Below are 16771 nucleotides of genomic sequence, written 5' to 3' on the forward strand. Positions count from 1 at the left end.
CCGCTCAAACTCATAACTGTATCCGTGAGGGAGGACTACCAATGGCAACTCGAAACACGAGCGGTCTGGCGCGGGTGATGCTTGCGCCATCGGTACTGTTATTGCTGGTGTGGATGATCGTGCCTCTGGCGATGACGCTGTGGTTCTCGTTCCAGAACTACAATCTCCTCAACCCGGCCAATGTCAGCTTTGCCGGTCTCTTCAATTACCAGTATTTCTATACCGACCCGGCCTTCTTCCAGTCGATCTGGAACACGTTGCTGATCGTCGGCGGCGTGCTTGCGATCACCGTCATCGGCGGCATCGCCATTGCGCTCCTGCTCGACAATGACATTTTCGGCCAGGGCATCGTGCGCATCATGATCATCTCGCCCTTCTTCGTCATGCCGCCGGTGGCGGCATTGGTGTGGAAGAACATGATCATGCATCCCGGTTACGGCGTGCTTGCCGATCTCTCACGCTTCTTCGGCCTGCAGCCGGTCGACTGGTTCGCGCAGTTTCCGCTGCTCTCCATCATCATCATCGTCGCCTGGCAATGGCTGCCGTTTGCGACGCTGATCCTGCTCACCGCCCTGCAGTCGCTCGATGGCGAACAAAAGGAAGCCGCCGAGATGGATGGCGCCAACTTCGTCAACCGCTTCATCTATCTGACCCTGCCGCATCTGTCGCGCGCCATCACCGTCGTCATCTTGATCCAGACGATCTTCCTGCTCGGCGTCTACGCGGAAATCCTCGTCACCACCAATGGCGGACCGGGTTATGCCTCGACCAACCTCGCCTTCCTCATCTATCGCACCGCGCTTCTCGGTTACGACGTCGGCGGCGCTTCGGCCGGCGGCATCATCGCCGTCATCCTGGCCAATATCGTCGCCATCTTCCTGATGCGGGCGGTTGGCAAAAATCTGGATCGGTAGGGGGACATGACAATGGTTCTATCTGCGGCATCAACGCCCCACCTCCCTCATTCCTGTTCCCCGGAACAAGCCCGAGGACGTCACAGGAATCCAGCCGACGCGCGTCGGCGCGGCGGGAAGACTCTTTCTCAGCCCAAAGACTTGGGCTGGCTGGATCCCTGTGACAAGCACAGGGATGAGGGCGGTGGGGATGCCTCCATCTCCACACCGAAACGGCCCCGTGCTTTTACCGCTATTACCTCAGGGGAGGTCTAATCATGGCCCGCAAGACAACCACACGTGCGAAGATCGGCTTTTCCATCGCGGCCTGGGCCGTGGCGCTGTTGCTGTTCTTCCCGATCCTCTATGCCTTCCTCACCTCGCTCAAGACCGAACCGGAGGCGATCGCCGGCTTCAGCCTCATTCCCTCGGGCACCTTCGAGAATTACGTGACGGTCCAGACCCAGCGCGATTACTTCAAGCCGTTCATGAACTCGGTCGTGCTGTCGCTCGGCTCGACGATCATTGCGCTGATCATCGCCATTCCCGCCGCCTGGGCCATGGCGTTCTCGCCGACCAAACGCACCAAGGACATTCTGATGTGGATGCTCTCCACCAAGATGATGCCGGCCGTCGCCGTGCTGGTGCCGATCTATCTGATCTTCCGCAATGCCGGCCTGCTCGATACCCGCATCGGGCTCACCATCATGCTGACCTTCATCAACCTGCCGATCGTCATCTGGATGCTCTACACTTACTTTCGGGAAATCCCCGGCGAGATCCTCGAAGCTGCCCGCATGGATGGCGCGTCCCTGTGGAACGAGATCGTGCATGTGCTGACACCAATGGCGGTGCCGGGCATTGCCTCGACGCTGCTGCTCAACGTCATCCTTGCCTGGAACGAAGCCTTCTGGACCATCCGGCTGACGACCACCAATGCCGCGCCGCTGACGGCCTTCATCGCCTCCTTCTCCTCGCCACAGGGGCTGTTCTGGGCAAAACTCTCGGCCGCCTCGATGATGGCGATCGCCCCCATTCTCGTCATCGGCTGGTTCTCGCAGAAACAACTCGTGCGTGGCCTGACCTTTGGCGCCGTGAAATAAGGAACGACAAACATGGGCAGCATTTCCCTTCAGAACGTGTCCAAGCTCTTCGGTGAGGCGAAAGTCATCCCGTCGATCGATCTCGATATCAACGACGGCGAGTTCGTCGTCTTCGTCGGTCCGTCCGGCTGCGGCAAGTCCACGCTTTTGCGCCTCATCGCCGGGCTGGAGGACGTCTCCGGCGGAAAGATCGTCATCGACGGCAATGACGCCACCGAAAAGGCGCCGGCCGAGCGCGGCCTTGCCATGGTGTTCCAGTCCTATGCGCTTTATCCGCATATGAGCGTCAGGAACAACATCGCCTTCCCGCTGAAGATGGCCAAGCTCGACAAGGCGGTGATCGACAAAAAGGTGGAAGACGCCGCCCGGGTGCTGAACCTCACCGATTATCTCGAACGCCGGCCCTCGCAGCTGTCAGGCGGCCAGCGCCAGCGCGTCGCCATCGGCCGCGCCATCGTGCGCGAACCGAAAGCCTTCCTGTTCGACGAGCCGCTTTCCAACCTCGATGCGGCGCTGCGCGGCACCATGCGGCTGGAAATCTCCGAGCTGCACAACACGCTGAAGACGACGATGATCTACGTCACCCACGACCAGGTGGAAGCCATGACCATGGCCGACAAGATCGTCGTCCTGAACCGCGGCAATATCGAGCAGGTCGGTTCGCCGATGGAGCTTTACCGCACCCCCGCAAACCTCTTCGTCGCCGGCTTCATCGGCTCACCGCGCATGAACCTCATCACCGGCGATTTTGCCCGCAGCAAGGGCGCCACCACCGCCGGTGTACGGCCCGAGCATCTGCTGCTGTCGAAGGACAGCGGGCTGTGGCAGGGCAAGGTCACCGTTGCCGAACATCTCGGATCGGATACCTTCCTGCATCTCGAGGTGTCAGGCATCGGCCCGATCACCGCCCGCACTGACGGCGAGTTCGAATGCAAACATGGCGATACCGTCTTCATCACCCCCGACGAGACCAAGATACACAGGTTTGATGAGAAGGGTGTGGCGATCTAGGTGCTGGCTTTCACAAGGTTTTTCATTCACAGCGGACCCGCAGGCGCGTGGGGCTTACCCCCCTCTGCCCTGCCGGGCATCTCCCCCTCAAGGGGGGAGATCGATCTGCGGCAAAGTCTCGCACATCTGGAAGCTTGCGAATGAAGCGATGAAAGAGCCTTTTGCCGATCTCCCCCCTTGAGGGGGAGATGCCCGGCAGGGCAGAGGGGGGTGTAAGCTCCACGCCTGCGGGTCCGCGTGAATGAAAAATCCTGTTAAAGCTCCATCCAGCCGGAGCCTCCACAATAGACGACCGAAGGGCAATCTGATGCCACGGTTGGCGCGTTTGCGAAGGTTCTCAACGTCTCCAGCTTTCCGCCGTTCCGGCTTAAGGCCGGAATGACGGAGGTGGGTGTGCAACCGCTCAGGAAATATTCCTGCGTACTATGCCGAACCTCACGCCTCCCCGATCCTGACGCCACTCCGATCAAAGACATGCAGCCTTTCCTGCGGGAAGCCGACCCGCAGGGACTTGCCCGGCTGCAATAATGCCCGGTCCGATGAAAACAGCTTGAACGGCAATCCATGCACGGTGAGGTGCAGGATGACGCCGAGGCCGGTCGGCTCGACCAGATCGACCGTCGCTTCCACACCGCCTTCAGCCGGTGCTACGGTGACATGTTCCGGGCGGATGCCGAGCGTGACCGGCTCGCCATCGGCGAGGTCCACTTCCCGGCCAAGCGCCAGACGCGTGCCGTCACCCAGCACGACGAAACTGCCGCCATTCTCCTGCACGAGCCGTCCTTCGAGGAAATTCATGCCGGGCGAACCGATGAAACCAGCGACGAAGAGATTGGCGGGACGATCGTAAAGATCGAGCGGCGCGCCGATCTGCTGCACATGGCCGGCATTCATGGCGACGATGCGTGAGGCAAGCGTCATCGCCTCGATCTGGTCATGGGTGACGTAAACCGAGGTTGCGCCAAGATCGGCATGCATGCGTTTGATCTCGGAGCGCATCTGCTCGCGCAGCCGGGCATCGAGGTTGGACAGCGGCTCATCGAACAGGAAGGCCTTTGGCTGGCGCACGATGGCGCGGCCCATGGCGACGCGCTGACGCTGGCCACCGGAGAGCGCCTTCGGGCGGCGGGCGAGATAGGGATCGAGGCCAAGTTTTGCGGAAGCACCGGCCACCGCCGCCGCGATGGTTTCTTTCGGGCTGCGGCGCAGGCGCAGGCTATAGCTCATATTGTCAGCGACGCTCATATGCGGATAGAGCGCATAGGACTGGAAGACCATGGCGATATCGCGATCCTTCGGCCGGCGATCATTGACGCGTTCGCCATCGATGGACAGGTCGCCGGATGTTATCTCTTCAAGGCCTGCGATCATGCGCAGCAGCGTCGATTTTCCGCAGCCGGAGGGACCGACGAGGACGATGAACTCGCCATCCCTGATATCAAGATCGACGCCATGCAGCACGGCGAGGTCGCCATAGGTCTTGCCGACATTCTTCAGCTCGATGGAAGCCATGGGATTATCCTTTCACCGCGCCGGCCGTCAGGCCCTGCACGAGATAACGTTGAATGAGCAGGAAGAAGAGGCAGGCCGGAATGAGCGCCAGAACGCCCGCCGCCATCATCTGCCCGAAATCGACGGAGAATTTCGAAACGAAGGTCAGAAGGCCAACCGGGAAGGTGGCGCTCTGGTTGCCGGAAATCAGCATCAGCGCAAACAGAAGCTCGCTCCACGCGGCGGTGAAGACGAAACCGAGCGTCGCGGCAATGCCCGGCAGCGTCAACGGCAGGATGATCTGGCGGAAGGCCGTAAACCGGCTCGCCCCGTCGATCATCGCCGCCTCCTCCAGATCCTTCGGAATGCCATCGAAGAATGACTGCATCAGGAAGGTGGCAAAAGGCACGTTGAAGGCGGTGTAGACGATGACGAGGCCCGTCAGGCTGTTGGTGAGGCCGAGCGGCGACAGCATCTTGAAGATCGGCGCGACCAGCATGACCAGCGGGAACATCTGGGTGATCAGCATCAGGGCGACGATCCAGTATTTGCCCTTGAAACGGAAGCGCGACAGCGCGTAACCCGAGAGCGAAGAAAGTATCGTCACGGCAATTGCCGTGGAGCCCGCGACGATGACGCTGTTCTTAAAAAACGTCGGGAAGGCACTGTTTTCTATGACGAAACGATAATGATCCCAGGTCGCCCGCGATGGCCACATCCTCACACCTTCGCTATAGAGCAGATCATTCGGCGTCACGGACACCTTGAGCAGCCAGAACAGTGGGAACAGCGCAAAGGCGATATAGGCAAGGATCGCCAGACGATGGGCAAGGGTGAGAAATATCCTTGAGGTCATCGGTCAGTCCTTCTCGATCAGGCGCTGGCGCAGCAGTACGATCAGCATGGAATAGGCAAGCAGCAGCACCAGAAGCACCAGCGCAATGGCCGAGGCATAACCGAAATCCAGACGCCGGAAGGCCTGCGTGAAGATGTAGCTGGCGACGATCTGCGTGCGGTCCGCCGGTCCGCCATTGGTCATGACGATGATGAGATCGGCGAAGTTGGCGATCCAGACGGTGCGCAGCAGAATGGTGATGGCGATGGTGGGCGCCAGAAACGGCAGCGTGATGGAGGTGAAACGCTGCAGCGGGTTCGCTCCGTCAATTTCCGCCGCCTCGTAAAGATCGCGCGGGATGGCCTGAAGTGCGGCAAGCAAAGTGATGGCGAAGAAGGGAATGCCCCACCAGACATTGGCGATGATCGGCCCCCACATGGCAAGCTGCGGATCGGCGAGGATATTGTTGGGTGCGGATAACAGCCCGAGCGAGACCATCCAGTGCGGCAGCGGCCCGATGACCGGGTTGAACAGCCAAGCCCAGTTGAGACCGGCAAGGAAGGTCGGCACGGCCCATGGCAGGAACACCAGCGCCTGCGCCAGCCCCCTGCCCGCAAAGGGTTTATCGAGCAGCAGCGCCAGAATGAGGCCGAAGAAGAATTGCAGGAAAACCGAAGCACCGGTCCACCACAGCGTATTTTTCAGCGCCCGGTAAAAGGCCGCATCCTGCGACAGTGCCTCCAGATGTTTGAGACCAACAAAACCGCCGGAAAACGGATTGAGCAGCTGCACATCGCGAAAGGCATAGGAGAGGCCGAGCACCAGCGGCACCAGCATGACGGCGACGATGAGCACCAGCACAGGCGCGCTGTAAAGCCAGGGTTCGGCCCAATCGGCAAACCGCCGCATCGCAGGCTTGCCAGCCGGTTTGCGCGCAGCCACCGGCCCGGCGCCATGGGCATAGGACATTGTATCGCTCCCTGATCGGACGATGGAACGGACGGGTTTTCCAGCCTCACGGCTTACCGATCCGAAAAATTTCTATGAAAAGGCCTGTCGCAGCGAAGGCCGGCAAGACCCGCCGCACGGGCATTTGCGCCCGCGCAGCCGGTCAATGTCGTTACTTCGAGGCCAGGAACTTCTGCTGCGCCTTGGTCATGTAATCAGCCCATTGCTTGGCAAGGTCTTCCGGCGTGATATCGCCGAGCAGCGCTTCCTGCGATGTCTTGATCACAAGCGAATCCTTGAAGAAGGCGAATTCCTCAAGATAGGTCGGCATCGTCGTCGGCACGGCGTTCTTGTCGGCCAGTTCGTCGAACCAGCCCTTGAACTGCTCGCTGGCATAGAAGGGGTCCTTCTCCGCCGACTTGTGCACCGGCAGCGCGCCAGTCTTCTTGTTCCACTCGATATTGCCTTCCGGCCCTTCAAGTGTCTCGATCAGCTTCCAGGAAAGGTCCTTGTTTTCGGATTTCGACATCATCGACCAGCCGGCGAAACCGATCGTCGGGAAGGTCTTGCCGTCAGGTCCCTTGGGCATGGTCATGACGCCGAAATCTTCCGGCTTCATGCGCTGGGCGATGGCGATAAGTGCATCCGGGTCCTGATCGAGGAAAGCGCAGGTGCCGGAATAAAAGCCGGCGACGATCTCGTTGAAGCCCCAGTTGACGCTGTCCTTCGGCGCATAACCGTTCTTGTAGAGATCGATCACATAGGTCAGGCCCTTCACCCAGCCGGGGCTGTCGAAGGTGGAGGTGCCGTCCTTGGTGAAGAACTCGTTCGAACCGGCCATGGATGCGCCGAACATGACCCAGCCGTTAAGGCCGCCCGGGCCGCCGCGCAGGCAGTAGCCAGATTTACCGGGAAGGGCTGCGACCTTCTTGGACGCATCGGCAAATTCCTCGAGGGTCTTCGGCGGCTCCTTCACGCCGGCTTCGGCCAGCAGTTTCTTGTTGTAGAACATGGCGCGCAGGTAGAAACCATAGGGCAGCATATAGGCCGTGTCCTTGACATCGCGGCCGAGTTCCAGCGTGCGCTCGCTCAGGCCCGCGGTGTGCTCCCATTTGGCAAGATAGGGCTCAAGGCTCTCCAGCATGCCGTTATTGGCATAAAGCGACAGCCATGTGTCGGGCATTTCCATCACGTCAGGCACATCGCCGGCCGAGACCATGGTGGCGAATTTCTGAAAGGCTTCGCTCCACGGCAGGGAGATGATTTCCACCTTGGTGCCGGGATTGGCAGCCTCGAATTTCGAGACGATGCCTTTCAGCGTTTCCGTCCGCTCGGGACTTGTGATGACCTCGACCAGTTTCAAGGTCGTGTCCGCCAGCGCCGTTCCGGTCATCAGGGCGGTGAAGATTGCTGCTGTTACCAGTTTTTTCATGTCGTTCTCCCCTTTTTTGTCGTCAGTTTAAAAACGCGTCAGGCGGCGGAGGCCGCCTTGATCGCGGGTTCGAGATCGTTCCAGAGGGCTTCCGTGCCCTCCAGCCCGACATGCAGGCGCACCGAACGCGCGCTGATGCCGAAGGTGTGGGCGGAGTTTGGCTGCGCCTTCTGTTCGAGCACCACTTCGCCGGGGACGATGAGGCTTTCATGCCCGCCCCAGGAAACACCCAGTTTGAAAAGCTTGAGGCGGTCGGCAAAAGCGCGCACATCCACCCCGTCCTTGAAGATGAAGGAAAACAGGCCCGAGGTGCCGTGAAGGCCGGGCGGCAGACGGTTCGCCAGCCCCGGATGGCAGACCTTCTCCACCACATCCAGCGCCTGCAGGCGGGTAGCGATCTCAAGCGCCGAGGCCTGATGCGCCTTCATGCGCAGCGGCAGCGTGCGAAGCCCGCGAATGAGCAGCCAGGCATCGAAGGGCGACATCTTGCCACCGAGATAGGGATAGGTTTCCGCCCGGATGCGGTCGATCATCGCCTTCGAACCCGCCACCACGCCGGAGACCACATCGCTGTGACCGCCCAGATATTTCGAGGCCGAATGTACGACGAGATCCACGCCGAGCGAGATCGGCTGCTGGAAGACCGGGCTTGCCCAGGAATTGTCGATGACGGTGACGGCGCCATGCCGCTTGCCGATGGCGGCAAGCGCACCGACATCATGGGCTTCCATCACCCAGCTCGTCGGGCTTTCCATGTAAAACAGCTTTGCGCCCGGCATCGCCTTTTCAACCGCCGCCTCATCGCGGCCGTCGACATAGGTCACCTCGATATTCATGCGCTGCATGAAGGTGCCGAACAGGCGGAATGCATCGGGATAGACATGGCGCACGGCGACGATCCGGTCGCCCGGCGAAACGAAGGACAGCACGGTGGAGGAAATGGCCGACATGCCGCTTGCAAAACCGAGCGCATCTTCGGCACCTTCCAGCTTCGCCAGCATCTCTTCAAACAGCCGCACGGTGGGATTCAGCCCGCGCGTATAGACCGGCCGCACCTTTTCGCCGCGATAGGTGGAAACCATTTCGTCATAGCTGGAAAAGGTGAAAAGCGAGGTCTGCACGATGGGCGGCACCACGGCTTCGAAGGCGTGGGCCTCGTCATGCGCAACGATAAATGAGGCGGGATCGAAGAGATCGTTGCCATGGTTCATTTCGACATGTCCTTGATATCCTCCTCGACGACGGCGAGGATTTTCAGTGTTTCTTCACGGGCGGTCTCGGCATCACCGGCGGCGATGGCATTGAACAGCGTGCGGTGAAAGGGAAAGGAGCGGCTGGCGAAATCCGGGCGGTCGAACGGCTTCGACCAGAAGCGTTCGAAGCCTTCGCGCATCTGCTCCAGAAGCTGCTTGAACAGTGTATTATGGGTGGCATCGTAGATCGACAGATGGAAGGCAAGGTCGGCCTTGCCGGAGGTGCCTTCGGCCAGATGCACCCGCTCCATCTCATCAAGCCGCGCTTCCATCGTGGCGATATCGTCTGCCGTGCGGCGGCGCGCAGCCGCCATGGAGGCTTCCACCTCGATGCCGCGTCGCACTTCCAGCGTCATCAGCAGCGCATCGCGCAGGCTTTCGGCATCGATGGAAATCGGCATATGCACGGTGGCGGCGGAAATCGGCTTCAGCAGATAATTGCCGCTGCCCTTGCGGCTGTCGATGACGCCGAGCGCCTGAAATTTACGGATGACTTCGCGGATGGTGGAGCGGCCAACACCCAGCGCCACCATCAGTTCGCGTTCAGCGGGAAGCCGGTCTCCGGCCTTCAGCCCTGCCCGCTCCACATAGTCGGAAAGCGCGGCCTCCACCTGGCGCACGCGGTCGCTCGGTGGAATCGGCTGCATGAGTTCCCGGCTGGACCTGTCCAAGACACACCCTCTAAATTGGTCTGACATCTTACCATTTCAAACGGGATGTCAATTGTCAACCGGCAAGGCGGCCGTGCCTGCGCACCATTCGGCTGGAGTCGCGAAGAGTACCGGCGCAACCGCTCGATACGGAAAAAGGTAGAGACGGGGATGGTTGAAGTGAAGGGATTGACGCGCCGCGTCACGGCGACGGACGGCCGCCGGCTAAAGTACCTTCGCGCGGGCCACTCCACGCGCCAATGCATCGGCATGCTCGTTGCCGACAGTGCCGGAATGCCCTTTGCACCATTCTACAACCACATGGGGATGCCGCTCCAGCAGGCTGTCGAGCTGCTGCCAGATGTCCCTGTCGGGTATCGGTCTTCGGCGGGTACGCTGATTGGGCGTGATCCGCTTCCAGCCGTTGTTGCGCCAGATCGCCCTATATCGGCGGCAGCCTTCGATGACATGAACGGCATCCGTCCAGAGCGTGACTGACCGCGTTGGCGCTTCGACGGCGACCCACGACATTGCGTTGAGGACGGCGAGGACTTCGAAAGTATTGTTGGATGTGCCGACAGTCCTGCCTGAAGCGGAATGGACTTGGTGGCCCGCTTCATGAACCACGAACGCCCATCCTCCGGATCCGGAGGCATCGTCGAAGGAACCGTCAGTGAAGATGTGAAGCGCATCGGACATGAGGAAGCTTTTTAGCACCAATATGGAAATCGCTAAAGGAGGAGTTCCAGGGCCGTTGCATTAACACAAAAGCAGAGAGGGCGGCATAGGCCACCCTCCCCGAACTCGCAGCGATATGGTCAAACTTACTGGCCGAGCACAGCCGCCGTGATCGTCTCGATATTGTGGTTGATCATGTCGATATAGGTCGCGGCCGGGCCCTCAGCGGTCGAAAGCGCGTCGGAATAGAGCGTGCCGCCAACCTTCAGGCCGGTTTCGCTGGCGATCTGGTCGATCAGCCGCTTGTCGGTGATGTTTTCGACGAAGATCGCCGAGGCCTTGTCGTGCTTCACCTGATCCACCAGCTTGGCGACATCGGCGGCCGAGGCTTCGGATTCCGTCGAAACGCCTTCGGGTGCGAGGAAATTCAGGCCATAGGCATGCTCGAAATAACCGAAGGCGTCATGGGAGGTGATGATGACGCGCTTTTCCGGCGGGATGGCGGCGATCTCGGTCTTCACCTTCTCGTTCAGAGCGGCAAGCTTGGCGATATAGGCGTCCGAATTGGCGGTGTAAGTGGCGCAACCGGCCTTGTCGACCTCGCAAAAGGCGCCGGCAATGTTCTTCACGTAGATTTCGGCGTTCTTGATCGACTGCCAGGCATGCGGGTCGAACTCGCCGTGATGGTGATGTCCCTCATGGCCGTGGTCGTGATCATGGGCCTCGGCGGTCTCATGGCTGTGGCCGGCTTCTTCTGCCTTGTGGTCGTGACCTTCCTCTTCCTCGGCTTCCGGATGGGCGTGACCGGCCGGCTCTTCGGAAAGCTTGAGCGGCTCCACACCCTTGGTCAGTTCCACCACCGGCGCCTTGGTGCCGCTGGTGTCGATCAGCCGCTTGAGGAAGCCTTCGAATTCCAGACCGTTGACCAGCACCACATCCGCCTTGCTGACGGCGACGGCATCGGCCGGGCGGGGTTCATAGACATGGGCGTCGCCATCCGGCCCGACCAGCGTGGTGATTTCGACACGGTCGCCGCCGACGTTTTTCGCGAAATCGGCGATGATCGAGAAACTGGCAACGACCTTGAGTTCGGCGGCGGACGCCTGCGCCATCAGAACCGGGGAGAGGGAAAGAAGGCTGACGCCGGTGGCCAGACGGAGTGTTTTGAACATGAAGGTTCTCCTTTTTCGAACGCTGTTTTCAGGCCGTCCTGTGACGGCCGGAACCGAGAAGATCGCTGAGCACGCCGCGCGTGCCGACGAGGATGGAGAGCGCATAAATGACGCCCGCGGAAAGGATGATCGCCGGGCCGGATGGCAGCGACGCGTGATAGGACAAAAGCAGGCCGGCAAAGCAGGACACCATGCCGATGCCGATGGAAATGAAGCACATGGGTGCGACACGGTTGGACCAGAAGCGGCTGGCGGCGGCGGGCAGCATCATCAGCCCGACGGAGAGCAGCGTTCCCAGCGCCTGAAAGCCGCCGACCAGATTGAGGACGACGATGGCAAGGAAGAGGAAATGCACCGGGCTGCCCCAGTTGCTGACCGAGCGCAGGAACAGGGGGTCGAGGCATTCCGCCAGCAGCGCCCGCCAGAAGGTTATCATCACCAGAAGCGTTACGATGCAGATGCCGCCGATCAGGCCGAGCGCCTCATTGTTCAGCGCCAGCACGGTGCCGAACAGCACATGCATGAGATCGACGCTCGAACCGCGCCATGAGACGAGCAACACGCCGAGCGCCAGCGAGATGAGATAAAAGGCGGCAAGCGAGGCGTCTTCCTTCTGGATGGTGAAGCGTGACACAGCGCCTGCACCCAGCGCGACCAGAAGGCCGACGGCCAGCCCGCCGATGGTCATGGGCAGGATTTCCAGCCCGTAGAACAGAAACCCGACCGCCGCTCCCGGCAGGATGGCGTGAGACATGGCGTCGCCCGTCAGGCTCATGCGGCGCAGCATCAGAAACACACCGACCGGGCCGCAGCTGACGGCAAGGATCAGCGCCCCGGCAAGCGCACGCTGCATGAAGACATACTGAACGAAGGGTTGGATGAAGATATCAGCCATGGACATTCGAATTCGCGTGGGAGTGGGGATGGGAATGGGCGGATGCCGCCTGCGGACTTGCCCCGACGAACTGCAGCGAAGGCGCCGCGGCCGGTTCGCACCAGGGAGCATTTTCCTCCCACGCCTCGTGGAAATGTCGCGCCTGCCGGATGTTCTCCGCCTTCAGAACTTCGGCCGTAGGACCAAGGCCGACAAGCTTTCGGGCAAGGAACAGGGTCTCTGGAAAATGCTGCCGTACGAGCTGGAAGTCATGAAGGACGGCCAGAACCGTGCGTCCCTCCGCCACCCATGATTTGATCAGGACCATAAGGTCGGAAACGGTGCGCTCGTCGACGGCGTTGAAGGGTTCGTCGAGCAGGATCAGCTGCGCATCCTGCAACATGGCGCGGGCAAAAAGGGCGCGCTGCATCTGCCCGCCGGAAAGCGAGTCGATATTGCGCCTTTCAAAACCGGAAAGCCCGACCGCCTCCATCACGCGGCCCATCGCCGCCCGGTCTTCGGGACGGTGGCGGCCAAGCAGGCCGCGTTTCGGCCAGAGACCAAGCGCCACCAGATCCCGCACCTGCGCTGGAAAAGAGCGGTCGAGTTCCGATTGCTGCGGCAGATAAGCGACGGACAGATCTGGGCTTATCCGGCATTCGCCGCCGAGCGGCTTCAAAATGCCGGCAATGCCTTTCATCAACGTCGATTTTCCAGAGCCATTGGCGCCGACCACCGCAGTGAGCGAGCCTCTGGCGATATCGCCATTCAGATGATGCACGGCCGCGCGGCCGGCATATCCAAGCGTCAGGTTTTTGAAGGCGAGGCACGGATCGCTCATCGATCCCTCCGGGGCAGGATGTCATTCGATGGCCCTTGATATGTAATGTTATTACATTCGTCAAACGAATATGTAATGAAATAACATTAACTATCGGAAAGATACGTTGCGCTTCGCATAAGCCTCGGCCCCCGCATTGCGGGACGCTTTTTTTCTGTCGCCCGTTGACAGGCGGTCAATATGTAATGTTATTACGTTACAAAACAAAGACGGGGCAGCACCGAACCGTCATTTCCAGATCGTGTGCGTGGCCGCCATGAGGTCCACGCGAGCTTTGCCAAAGAACGAGGTCCATATGTCGCAAAAACTTCCCGTCACCGTGCTTTCCGGCTTTCTCGGCGCCGGCAAGACGACGCTTCTCAATCATATTCTCGCCAATCGCGATGGTCTGCGCGTGGCGTTGATCGTCAACGACATGAGCGAGATCAATATCGACGCCGCACTGGTGCGCGATGGCGGCGCCAATCTCTCCCGCACGGAAGAGCAATTGGTGGAAATGACCAATGGCTGCATCTGTTGCACGCTGCGCGACGATCTCTTGACGGAGGTGCGGGCGCTGGCCGAACAGGGCCGTTTCGATTACCTGCTGATCGAATCCACCGGCATCGCCGAGCCGCTTCCGGTGGCCGCGACCTTCGATTTTCGCGATGAAAACGGCCGCAGCCTTTCCGATGTCGCGCGTCTCGACACCATGGTGACGGTGGTGGATGCCGCCAATCTTCTCAACGACTACGGTTCGTCCGATTTTCTCGCCGACCGGGGCGAAACGGCGGGGGATGGCGACAACCGCACCATCGTCGACCTTCTGGTGGAGCAGATCGAATTCGCTGATGTCGTCGTCCTCAACAAGATCGGCACCGCGACGCCGGAGGAGCGGGACGCCGCCCGCAAGATCATCGTCGGGCTGAACCCGGATGCGAAACTCATCGAGGCCGATTTCGGCAAGGTGGCGCTGAAGGAGGTTCTCGGCACCGGCCGTTTCGATTTCGCCAGGGCCGAAGAACACCCCCTGTGGTTCAAGGAATTGCACGGCTTCAAGGACCACATTCCCGAAACCGAGGAATATGGCATTCGCTCCTTCGTTTACCGCGCCCAAAAGCCGTTCGACCCCGTGCTGTTCCAGCGCTTCATCGACCGCGCCTGGCCCGGCGTGGTGCGCGCCAAGGGCTTTTTCTGGCTGGCGACGCGTCCGCGTTATGTCGGCGAGATCAGCCAGGCCGGCGCATTGGTGCGTACCGGCAAGATGGGCCTGTGGTGGTCCGCCGTGCCGAAGGAGCAATGGCCGCGCGAAAAGCAGTTCCTCGATATGATGAAGCCATATCTCGATCCGGTTTTCGGCGACCGGCGACAGGAAATCGTCTTCATCGGCTCCGATCCGATGAACGAGGCGCGCATCCGCGCCCAGCTCGATGCCTGCCTGATCGATACCGAGGCATTCACACCGGATGCATGGCGGCACCTGCCCGATCCTTTCGCAAGCTGGGACAGGCAGGCGGCTTGATCGATAGCTACCGATGCGAAGCATCTGTAAGCCGTCACCCCGGACTAGGTCCGGGGTCCAGCGCGATCAAGTCCTTGATCGCGAGAGACTCTTTTCACGGCGCAGACGCGCCGTGGCTGGATGCCGGATCTAGTCCGGCATGACAGAGGAGAGGCTTTATAGAAAATTCAGCGTCACCAGCGCCAGAACGAGATAACGCCCGACCTTGGCGATGGTGACCAGCAGCAGGAAGACCGGCAGCGGTTCCTTCATGATGCCGGCGGCGACCGTCAGAGGATCGCCGATCAGCGGCGCCCAGCTGAGCAGCAGGGACCATTTGCCATAGTGCCGATACCAGTTCTGGGCGCGCTCCAGCGCCGCCTCCCCGACCGGAAACCAGCGTTCATGCCGAAAGCGCTCGATGCCGCGGCCGAGCAGCCAGTTGACGAAGGAGCCGGCGACATTGCCGGCGCTGGCCACGGCGACCAGCAGCCAGATGGGCTGTGATTTCAGAAGGATGAGGCCGGCCAGTGCGGCCTCCGACTGCATGGGCAGAATGGTCGCCGCGATGAACGCCGTCAGGAACAAACCCGCATATACCGCCAGATCGGCCATTGCCCGCCCTTTATCATCCGCGAATCTCACGGTCTTGCCGAAGTGCCGGAAGACGCTCTTGCCGTCAAGCGGGCGATATTTCACACGACCCTACGGCACATCGGCGGCAATGGCCCCGAGGATGTCATGGCGGGCTACATCCAGCAGCGCCTTGTGAACCGACAATTGCCGGGTACTGCCGGATGCGGACAGAATGAGGATCACGGTTTCCTTCGGGGGGCAATTCGGCAACGCGCAGGCGATCTCGTGGACGGAAACAATGTCGTCTTCTGAAAGAAACAGCAGTTCCCGCGTCCAGTCCTTCATGATGCGGGCCTGCGAGACGATCGCAGAGCCGCTGCGCGCAAGCGGATTCGTTTTTAGCGTCATCGGAATACCTTTCGCCCCGTCTGCGCGGCCAATGTGTCGAAGAGAGCGCGGATCGGCTGTTGCGGCATGTCCATGCCGATCAGCACGATGCGCGTGGAACGATTGCCATCCGGCCAGCGCTCCAGCCGGGTCAATGGATAAAGCCGATGCTGCACCGCGTGCGCGACAACCGGCCGCTCCGGGTCATCCGTTGCGCCGAAAACTCCCTTGAGCCGCAGCAGGCCGGAATGCACATTGCTGGTGACGAGCTCCAGAAAAGTGACAATCGCCTGCGGATCGAAAGCGCCGTCAAAGGTAAGATCAAAAGCCTCGACCCCGACGCCATGGCGATTGATATCGTGCTGATGGGCGGCATGAAGGCTCAGCCTGTCGGCCGCAAACCATCCCGGCGCATCCTCCGGCTTGCCGCGCAGCGAATAATCCGATGCTGCAAACAGCGACATCAAGTCGAAATCGGCCGCATTGCGGTCATGGAACGAGGCCGCAGGATTGAGATCGGCGAGGCTTTCGCGGTCCACGGCTGCGGCATCGGCAAGATCGGTTTTCGTCAGAACGATATGGTCGGCAAAGGCAAGCTGTTTCCAGCCTTCGATAAAGTTGTCGAGCATCGCGGGGCCGGAGACAACGTCGAAAACCGTGACCACGCCTGAAAGGTGGAAATGCCGGGCCACGATGTGATCGCGCAGGCCAAGAGCCGGCGTGCCGCCGGCGATCAGGCTGTTGATGATCGGCGCGGGATCGGCAAGGCCGGTGGTTTCGATGACGACCCGCGATACTTCCGGCATCATCCCTTCCAGAAAGGCCTGATGCAGCTCGTAAAGCGAGGTGCGGATATCGCTGGTGGCCGTGCAGCAGATGCAGCCCGTCGTCGTTCTGAAATATCGTTCAGAACCCGTTCGCACCAGACCGTGATCGATGGGCACCGAGCCGAATTCATTGACGATGACCGCGGCATCGCGCATGGCCGGCTCAGTCAGAAGCGCGTTCAGCAACGTCGTCTTGCCCGCGCCCAGAAAACCGGTCAGCAGGGTAACCGGCACCGTGCGGACAGGTGGCGCGACGAGCGAATCTTGCCTGGAATCGACCGCCTTTTTCCGCTTCATTCCGAACACATCCGCACCTTCGA

17 protein-coding genes are annotated in these 16771 nt (G+C 60.7%); 4 read left to right on the forward strand and 13 right to left on the reverse strand.

Going from position 1 to position 16771, the window contains the following annotated elements; all coding sequences use genetic code 11:
• Window positions 1-41: 41 nt before the first annotated feature.
• From ACIK7D_RS18190 to ACIK7D_RS18200, 3 genes are all read left to right on the forward strand, one after another.
• Window positions 42-914: a carbohydrate ABC transporter permease gene (locus ACIK7D_RS18190; RefSeq protein ID WP_035228415.1), complete on the forward strand. Its 873-nt coding sequence runs from the start codon at window positions 42-44 to the stop codon at window positions 912-914.
• A 257-nt stretch (window positions 915-1171) separates the two neighbouring features.
• Window positions 1172-1996, forward strand: coding sequence for a carbohydrate ABC transporter permease (locus tag ACIK7D_RS18195; RefSeq protein WP_065116739.1), 825 nt, complete (start codon window positions 1172-1174; stop codon window positions 1994-1996).
• A gap of 12 nt (window positions 1997-2008) precedes the next feature.
• Window positions 2009-3007 carry an ABC transporter ATP-binding protein gene (locus tag ACIK7D_RS18200; RefSeq protein ID WP_400156987.1) on the forward strand — a complete coding sequence of 333 codons (999 nt, stop codon included), beginning with the start codon at window positions 2009-2011 and terminating at the stop codon, window positions 3005-3007.
• Between the two features lie 435 nt (window positions 3008-3442).
• On the opposite strand, the gene ACIK7D_RS18205 is transcribed toward ACIK7D_RS18200, so the two are convergent.
• The 10 genes from ACIK7D_RS18205 to aztA form a co-directional block, all read right to left on the reverse strand.
• A complete protein-coding gene (locus ACIK7D_RS18205; RefSeq protein WP_400156988.1) occupies window positions 3443-4519 on the reverse strand; it encodes an ABC transporter ATP-binding protein in 1077 nt (358 codons plus the stop codon).
• Window positions 4520-4523: 4 nt separating this feature from the next.
• Complete coding sequence (locus tag ACIK7D_RS18210; protein ID WP_035228147.1) at window positions 4524-5354, reverse strand: carbohydrate ABC transporter permease; 831 nt, start codon at window positions 5352-5354, stop codon at window positions 4524-4526.
• 3 nt (window positions 5355-5357) lie between these two features.
• Window positions 5358-6302 (reverse strand): carbohydrate ABC transporter permease, encoded by a 945-nt coding sequence (locus ACIK7D_RS18215; RefSeq protein ID WP_003525091.1) that lies wholly within the window; start codon window positions 6300-6302, stop codon window positions 5358-5360.
• A gap of 151 nt (window positions 6303-6453) precedes the next feature.
• Window positions 6454-7713, reverse strand: coding sequence for a sugar ABC transporter substrate-binding protein (locus ACIK7D_RS18220; protein WP_127758036.1), 1260 nt, complete (start codon window positions 7711-7713; stop codon window positions 6454-6456).
• Between the two features lie 38 nt (window positions 7714-7751).
• The gene (locus ACIK7D_RS18225) at window positions 7752-8924 is read right to left on the reverse strand and encodes a PLP-dependent transferase (RefSeq protein ID WP_022562682.1); all 1173 of its coding nucleotides are present in this window, start codon (window positions 8922-8924) and stop codon (window positions 7752-7754) included.
• Window positions 8921-9613 (reverse strand): FadR/GntR family transcriptional regulator, encoded by a 693-nt coding sequence (locus ACIK7D_RS18230; protein WP_400156989.1) that lies wholly within the window; start codon window positions 9611-9613, stop codon window positions 8921-8923. Before ACIK7D_RS18230 ends, ACIK7D_RS18225 begins: the two co-directional genes overlap by 4 nt.
• A 228-nt stretch (window positions 9614-9841) precedes the next feature.
• Window positions 9842-10315, reverse strand: coding sequence for a ribonuclease H (locus ACIK7D_RS18235; RefSeq protein ID WP_137454182.1), 474 nt, complete (start codon window positions 10313-10315; stop codon window positions 9842-9844).
• Between the two features lie 125 nt (window positions 10316-10440).
• Window positions 10441-11466: a zinc ABC transporter substrate-binding protein AztC gene (gene aztC / locus ACIK7D_RS18240; RefSeq protein WP_137454183.1), complete on the reverse strand. Its 1026-nt coding sequence runs from the start codon at window positions 11464-11466 to the stop codon at window positions 10441-10443.
• Window positions 11467-11494: 28 nt separating this feature from the next.
• On the reverse strand, window positions 11495-12361 hold the full coding sequence (aztB, locus tag ACIK7D_RS18245; RefSeq protein WP_400156990.1) for a zinc ABC transporter permease AztB: 867 nt from the start codon (window positions 12359-12361) through the stop codon (window positions 11495-11497).
• Window positions 12354-13181 (reverse strand): zinc ABC transporter ATP-binding protein AztA, encoded by an 828-nt coding sequence (gene aztA / locus ACIK7D_RS18250; protein ID WP_137454185.1) that lies wholly within the window; start codon window positions 13179-13181, stop codon window positions 12354-12356. Before aztA ends, aztB begins: the two co-directional genes overlap by 8 nt.
• Window positions 13182-13476: 295 nt before the next feature.
• Here aztA and zigA point away from each other — a divergent pair, with 295 nt between their 5' ends.
• A complete protein-coding gene (gene zigA, locus ACIK7D_RS18255; protein ID WP_174022847.1) occupies window positions 13477-14682 on the forward strand; it encodes a zinc metallochaperone GTPase ZigA in 1206 nt (401 codons plus the stop codon).
• Window positions 14683-14838: 156 nt separating this feature from the next.
• Here the strand turns inward: zigA and ACIK7D_RS18260 are convergent, their stop codons facing one another.
• From ACIK7D_RS18260 to ACIK7D_RS18270, 3 genes are all read right to left on the reverse strand, one after another.
• A complete protein-coding gene (locus ACIK7D_RS18260; RefSeq protein ID WP_080820726.1) occupies window positions 14839-15276 on the reverse strand; it encodes a YqaA family protein in 438 nt (145 codons plus the stop codon).
• 90 nt (window positions 15277-15366) lie between these two features.
• Window positions 15367-15645, reverse strand: coding sequence for a hypothetical protein (locus ACIK7D_RS18265; protein ID WP_080820725.1), 279 nt, complete (start codon window positions 15643-15645; stop codon window positions 15367-15369).
• Window positions 15642-16748, reverse strand: a complete 1107-nt coding sequence (locus ACIK7D_RS18270) for a CobW family GTP-binding protein (protein WP_400156991.1) — start codon at window positions 16746-16748, stop codon at window positions 15642-15644. The genes ACIK7D_RS18265 and ACIK7D_RS18270 overlap by 4 nt, the downstream gene beginning before the upstream one ends.
• Between the last annotated feature and the right edge of the window lie 23 nt (window positions 16749-16771).

This window comes from Agrobacterium sp. P15N1-A, assembly GCF_044626815.1.
Lineage (GTDB): Bacteria > Pseudomonadota > Alphaproteobacteria > Rhizobiales > Rhizobiaceae > Agrobacterium > Agrobacterium leguminum.

What these genes read in the sequence shown, in the direction of transcription:
- ACIK7D_RS18190 (WP_035228415.1), top strand. Translation starts at nt 42, where the DNA reads ATGGCAACTCGAAACACGAGCGGTCTGGCGCGGGTGATGCTTGCGCCA.
- ACIK7D_RS18195 (WP_065116739.1), top strand. Translation starts at nt 1,172, where the DNA reads ATGGCCCGCAAGACAACCACACGTGCGAAGATCGGCTTTTCCATCGCG.
- ACIK7D_RS18200 (WP_400156987.1), top strand. Translation starts at nt 2,009, where the DNA reads ATGGGCAGCATTTCCCTTCAGAACGTGTCCAAGCTCTTCGGTGAGGCG.
- ACIK7D_RS18205 (WP_400156988.1), bottom strand. Translation starts at nt 4,519, where the DNA reads ATGGCTTCCATCGAGCTGAAGAATGTCGGCAAGACCTATGGCGACCTC.
- ACIK7D_RS18210 (WP_035228147.1), bottom strand. Translation starts at nt 5,354, where the DNA reads ATGACCTCAAGGATATTTCTCACCCTTGCCCATCGTCTGGCGATCCTT.
- ACIK7D_RS18215 (WP_003525091.1), bottom strand. Translation starts at nt 6,302, where the DNA reads ATGTCCTATGCCCATGGCGCCGGGCCGGTGGCTGCGCGCAAACCGGCT.
- ACIK7D_RS18220 (WP_127758036.1), bottom strand. Translation starts at nt 7,713, where the DNA reads ATGAAAAAACTGGTAACAGCAGCAATCTTCACCGCCCTGATGACCGGA.
- ACIK7D_RS18225 (WP_022562682.1), bottom strand. Translation starts at nt 8,924, where the DNA reads ATGAACCATGGCAACGATCTCTTCGATCCCGCCTCATTTATCGTTGCG.
- ACIK7D_RS18230 (WP_400156989.1), bottom strand. Translation starts at nt 9,613, where the DNA reads ATGCAGCCGATTCCACCGAGCGACCGCGTGCGCCAGGTGGAGGCCGCG.
- ACIK7D_RS18235 (WP_137454182.1), bottom strand. Translation starts at nt 10,315, where the DNA reads ATGTCCGATGCGCTTCACATCTTCACTGACGGTTCCTTCGACGATGCC.
- aztC (WP_137454183.1), bottom strand. Translation starts at nt 11,466, where the DNA reads ATGTTCAAAACACTCCGTCTGGCCACCGGCGTCAGCCTTCTTTCCCTC.
- aztB (WP_400156990.1), bottom strand. Translation starts at nt 12,361, where the DNA reads ATGGCTGATATCTTCATCCAACCCTTCGTTCAGTATGTCTTCATGCAG.
- aztA (WP_137454185.1), bottom strand. Translation starts at nt 13,181, where the DNA reads ATGAGCGATCCGTGCCTCGCCTTCAAAAACCTGACGCTTGGATATGCC.
- zigA (WP_174022847.1), top strand. Translation starts at nt 13,477, where the DNA reads ATGTCGCAAAAACTTCCCGTCACCGTGCTTTCCGGCTTTCTCGGCGCC.
- ACIK7D_RS18260 (WP_080820726.1), bottom strand. Translation starts at nt 15,276, where the DNA reads ATGGCCGATCTGGCGGTATATGCGGGTTTGTTCCTGACGGCGTTCATC.
- ACIK7D_RS18265 (WP_080820725.1), bottom strand. Translation starts at nt 15,645, where the DNA reads ATGACGCTAAAAACGAATCCGCTTGCGCGCAGCGGCTCTGCGATCGTC.
- ACIK7D_RS18270 (WP_400156991.1), bottom strand. Translation starts at nt 16,748, where the DNA reads ATGAAGCGGAAAAAGGCGGTCGATTCCAGGCAAGATTCGCTCGTCGCG.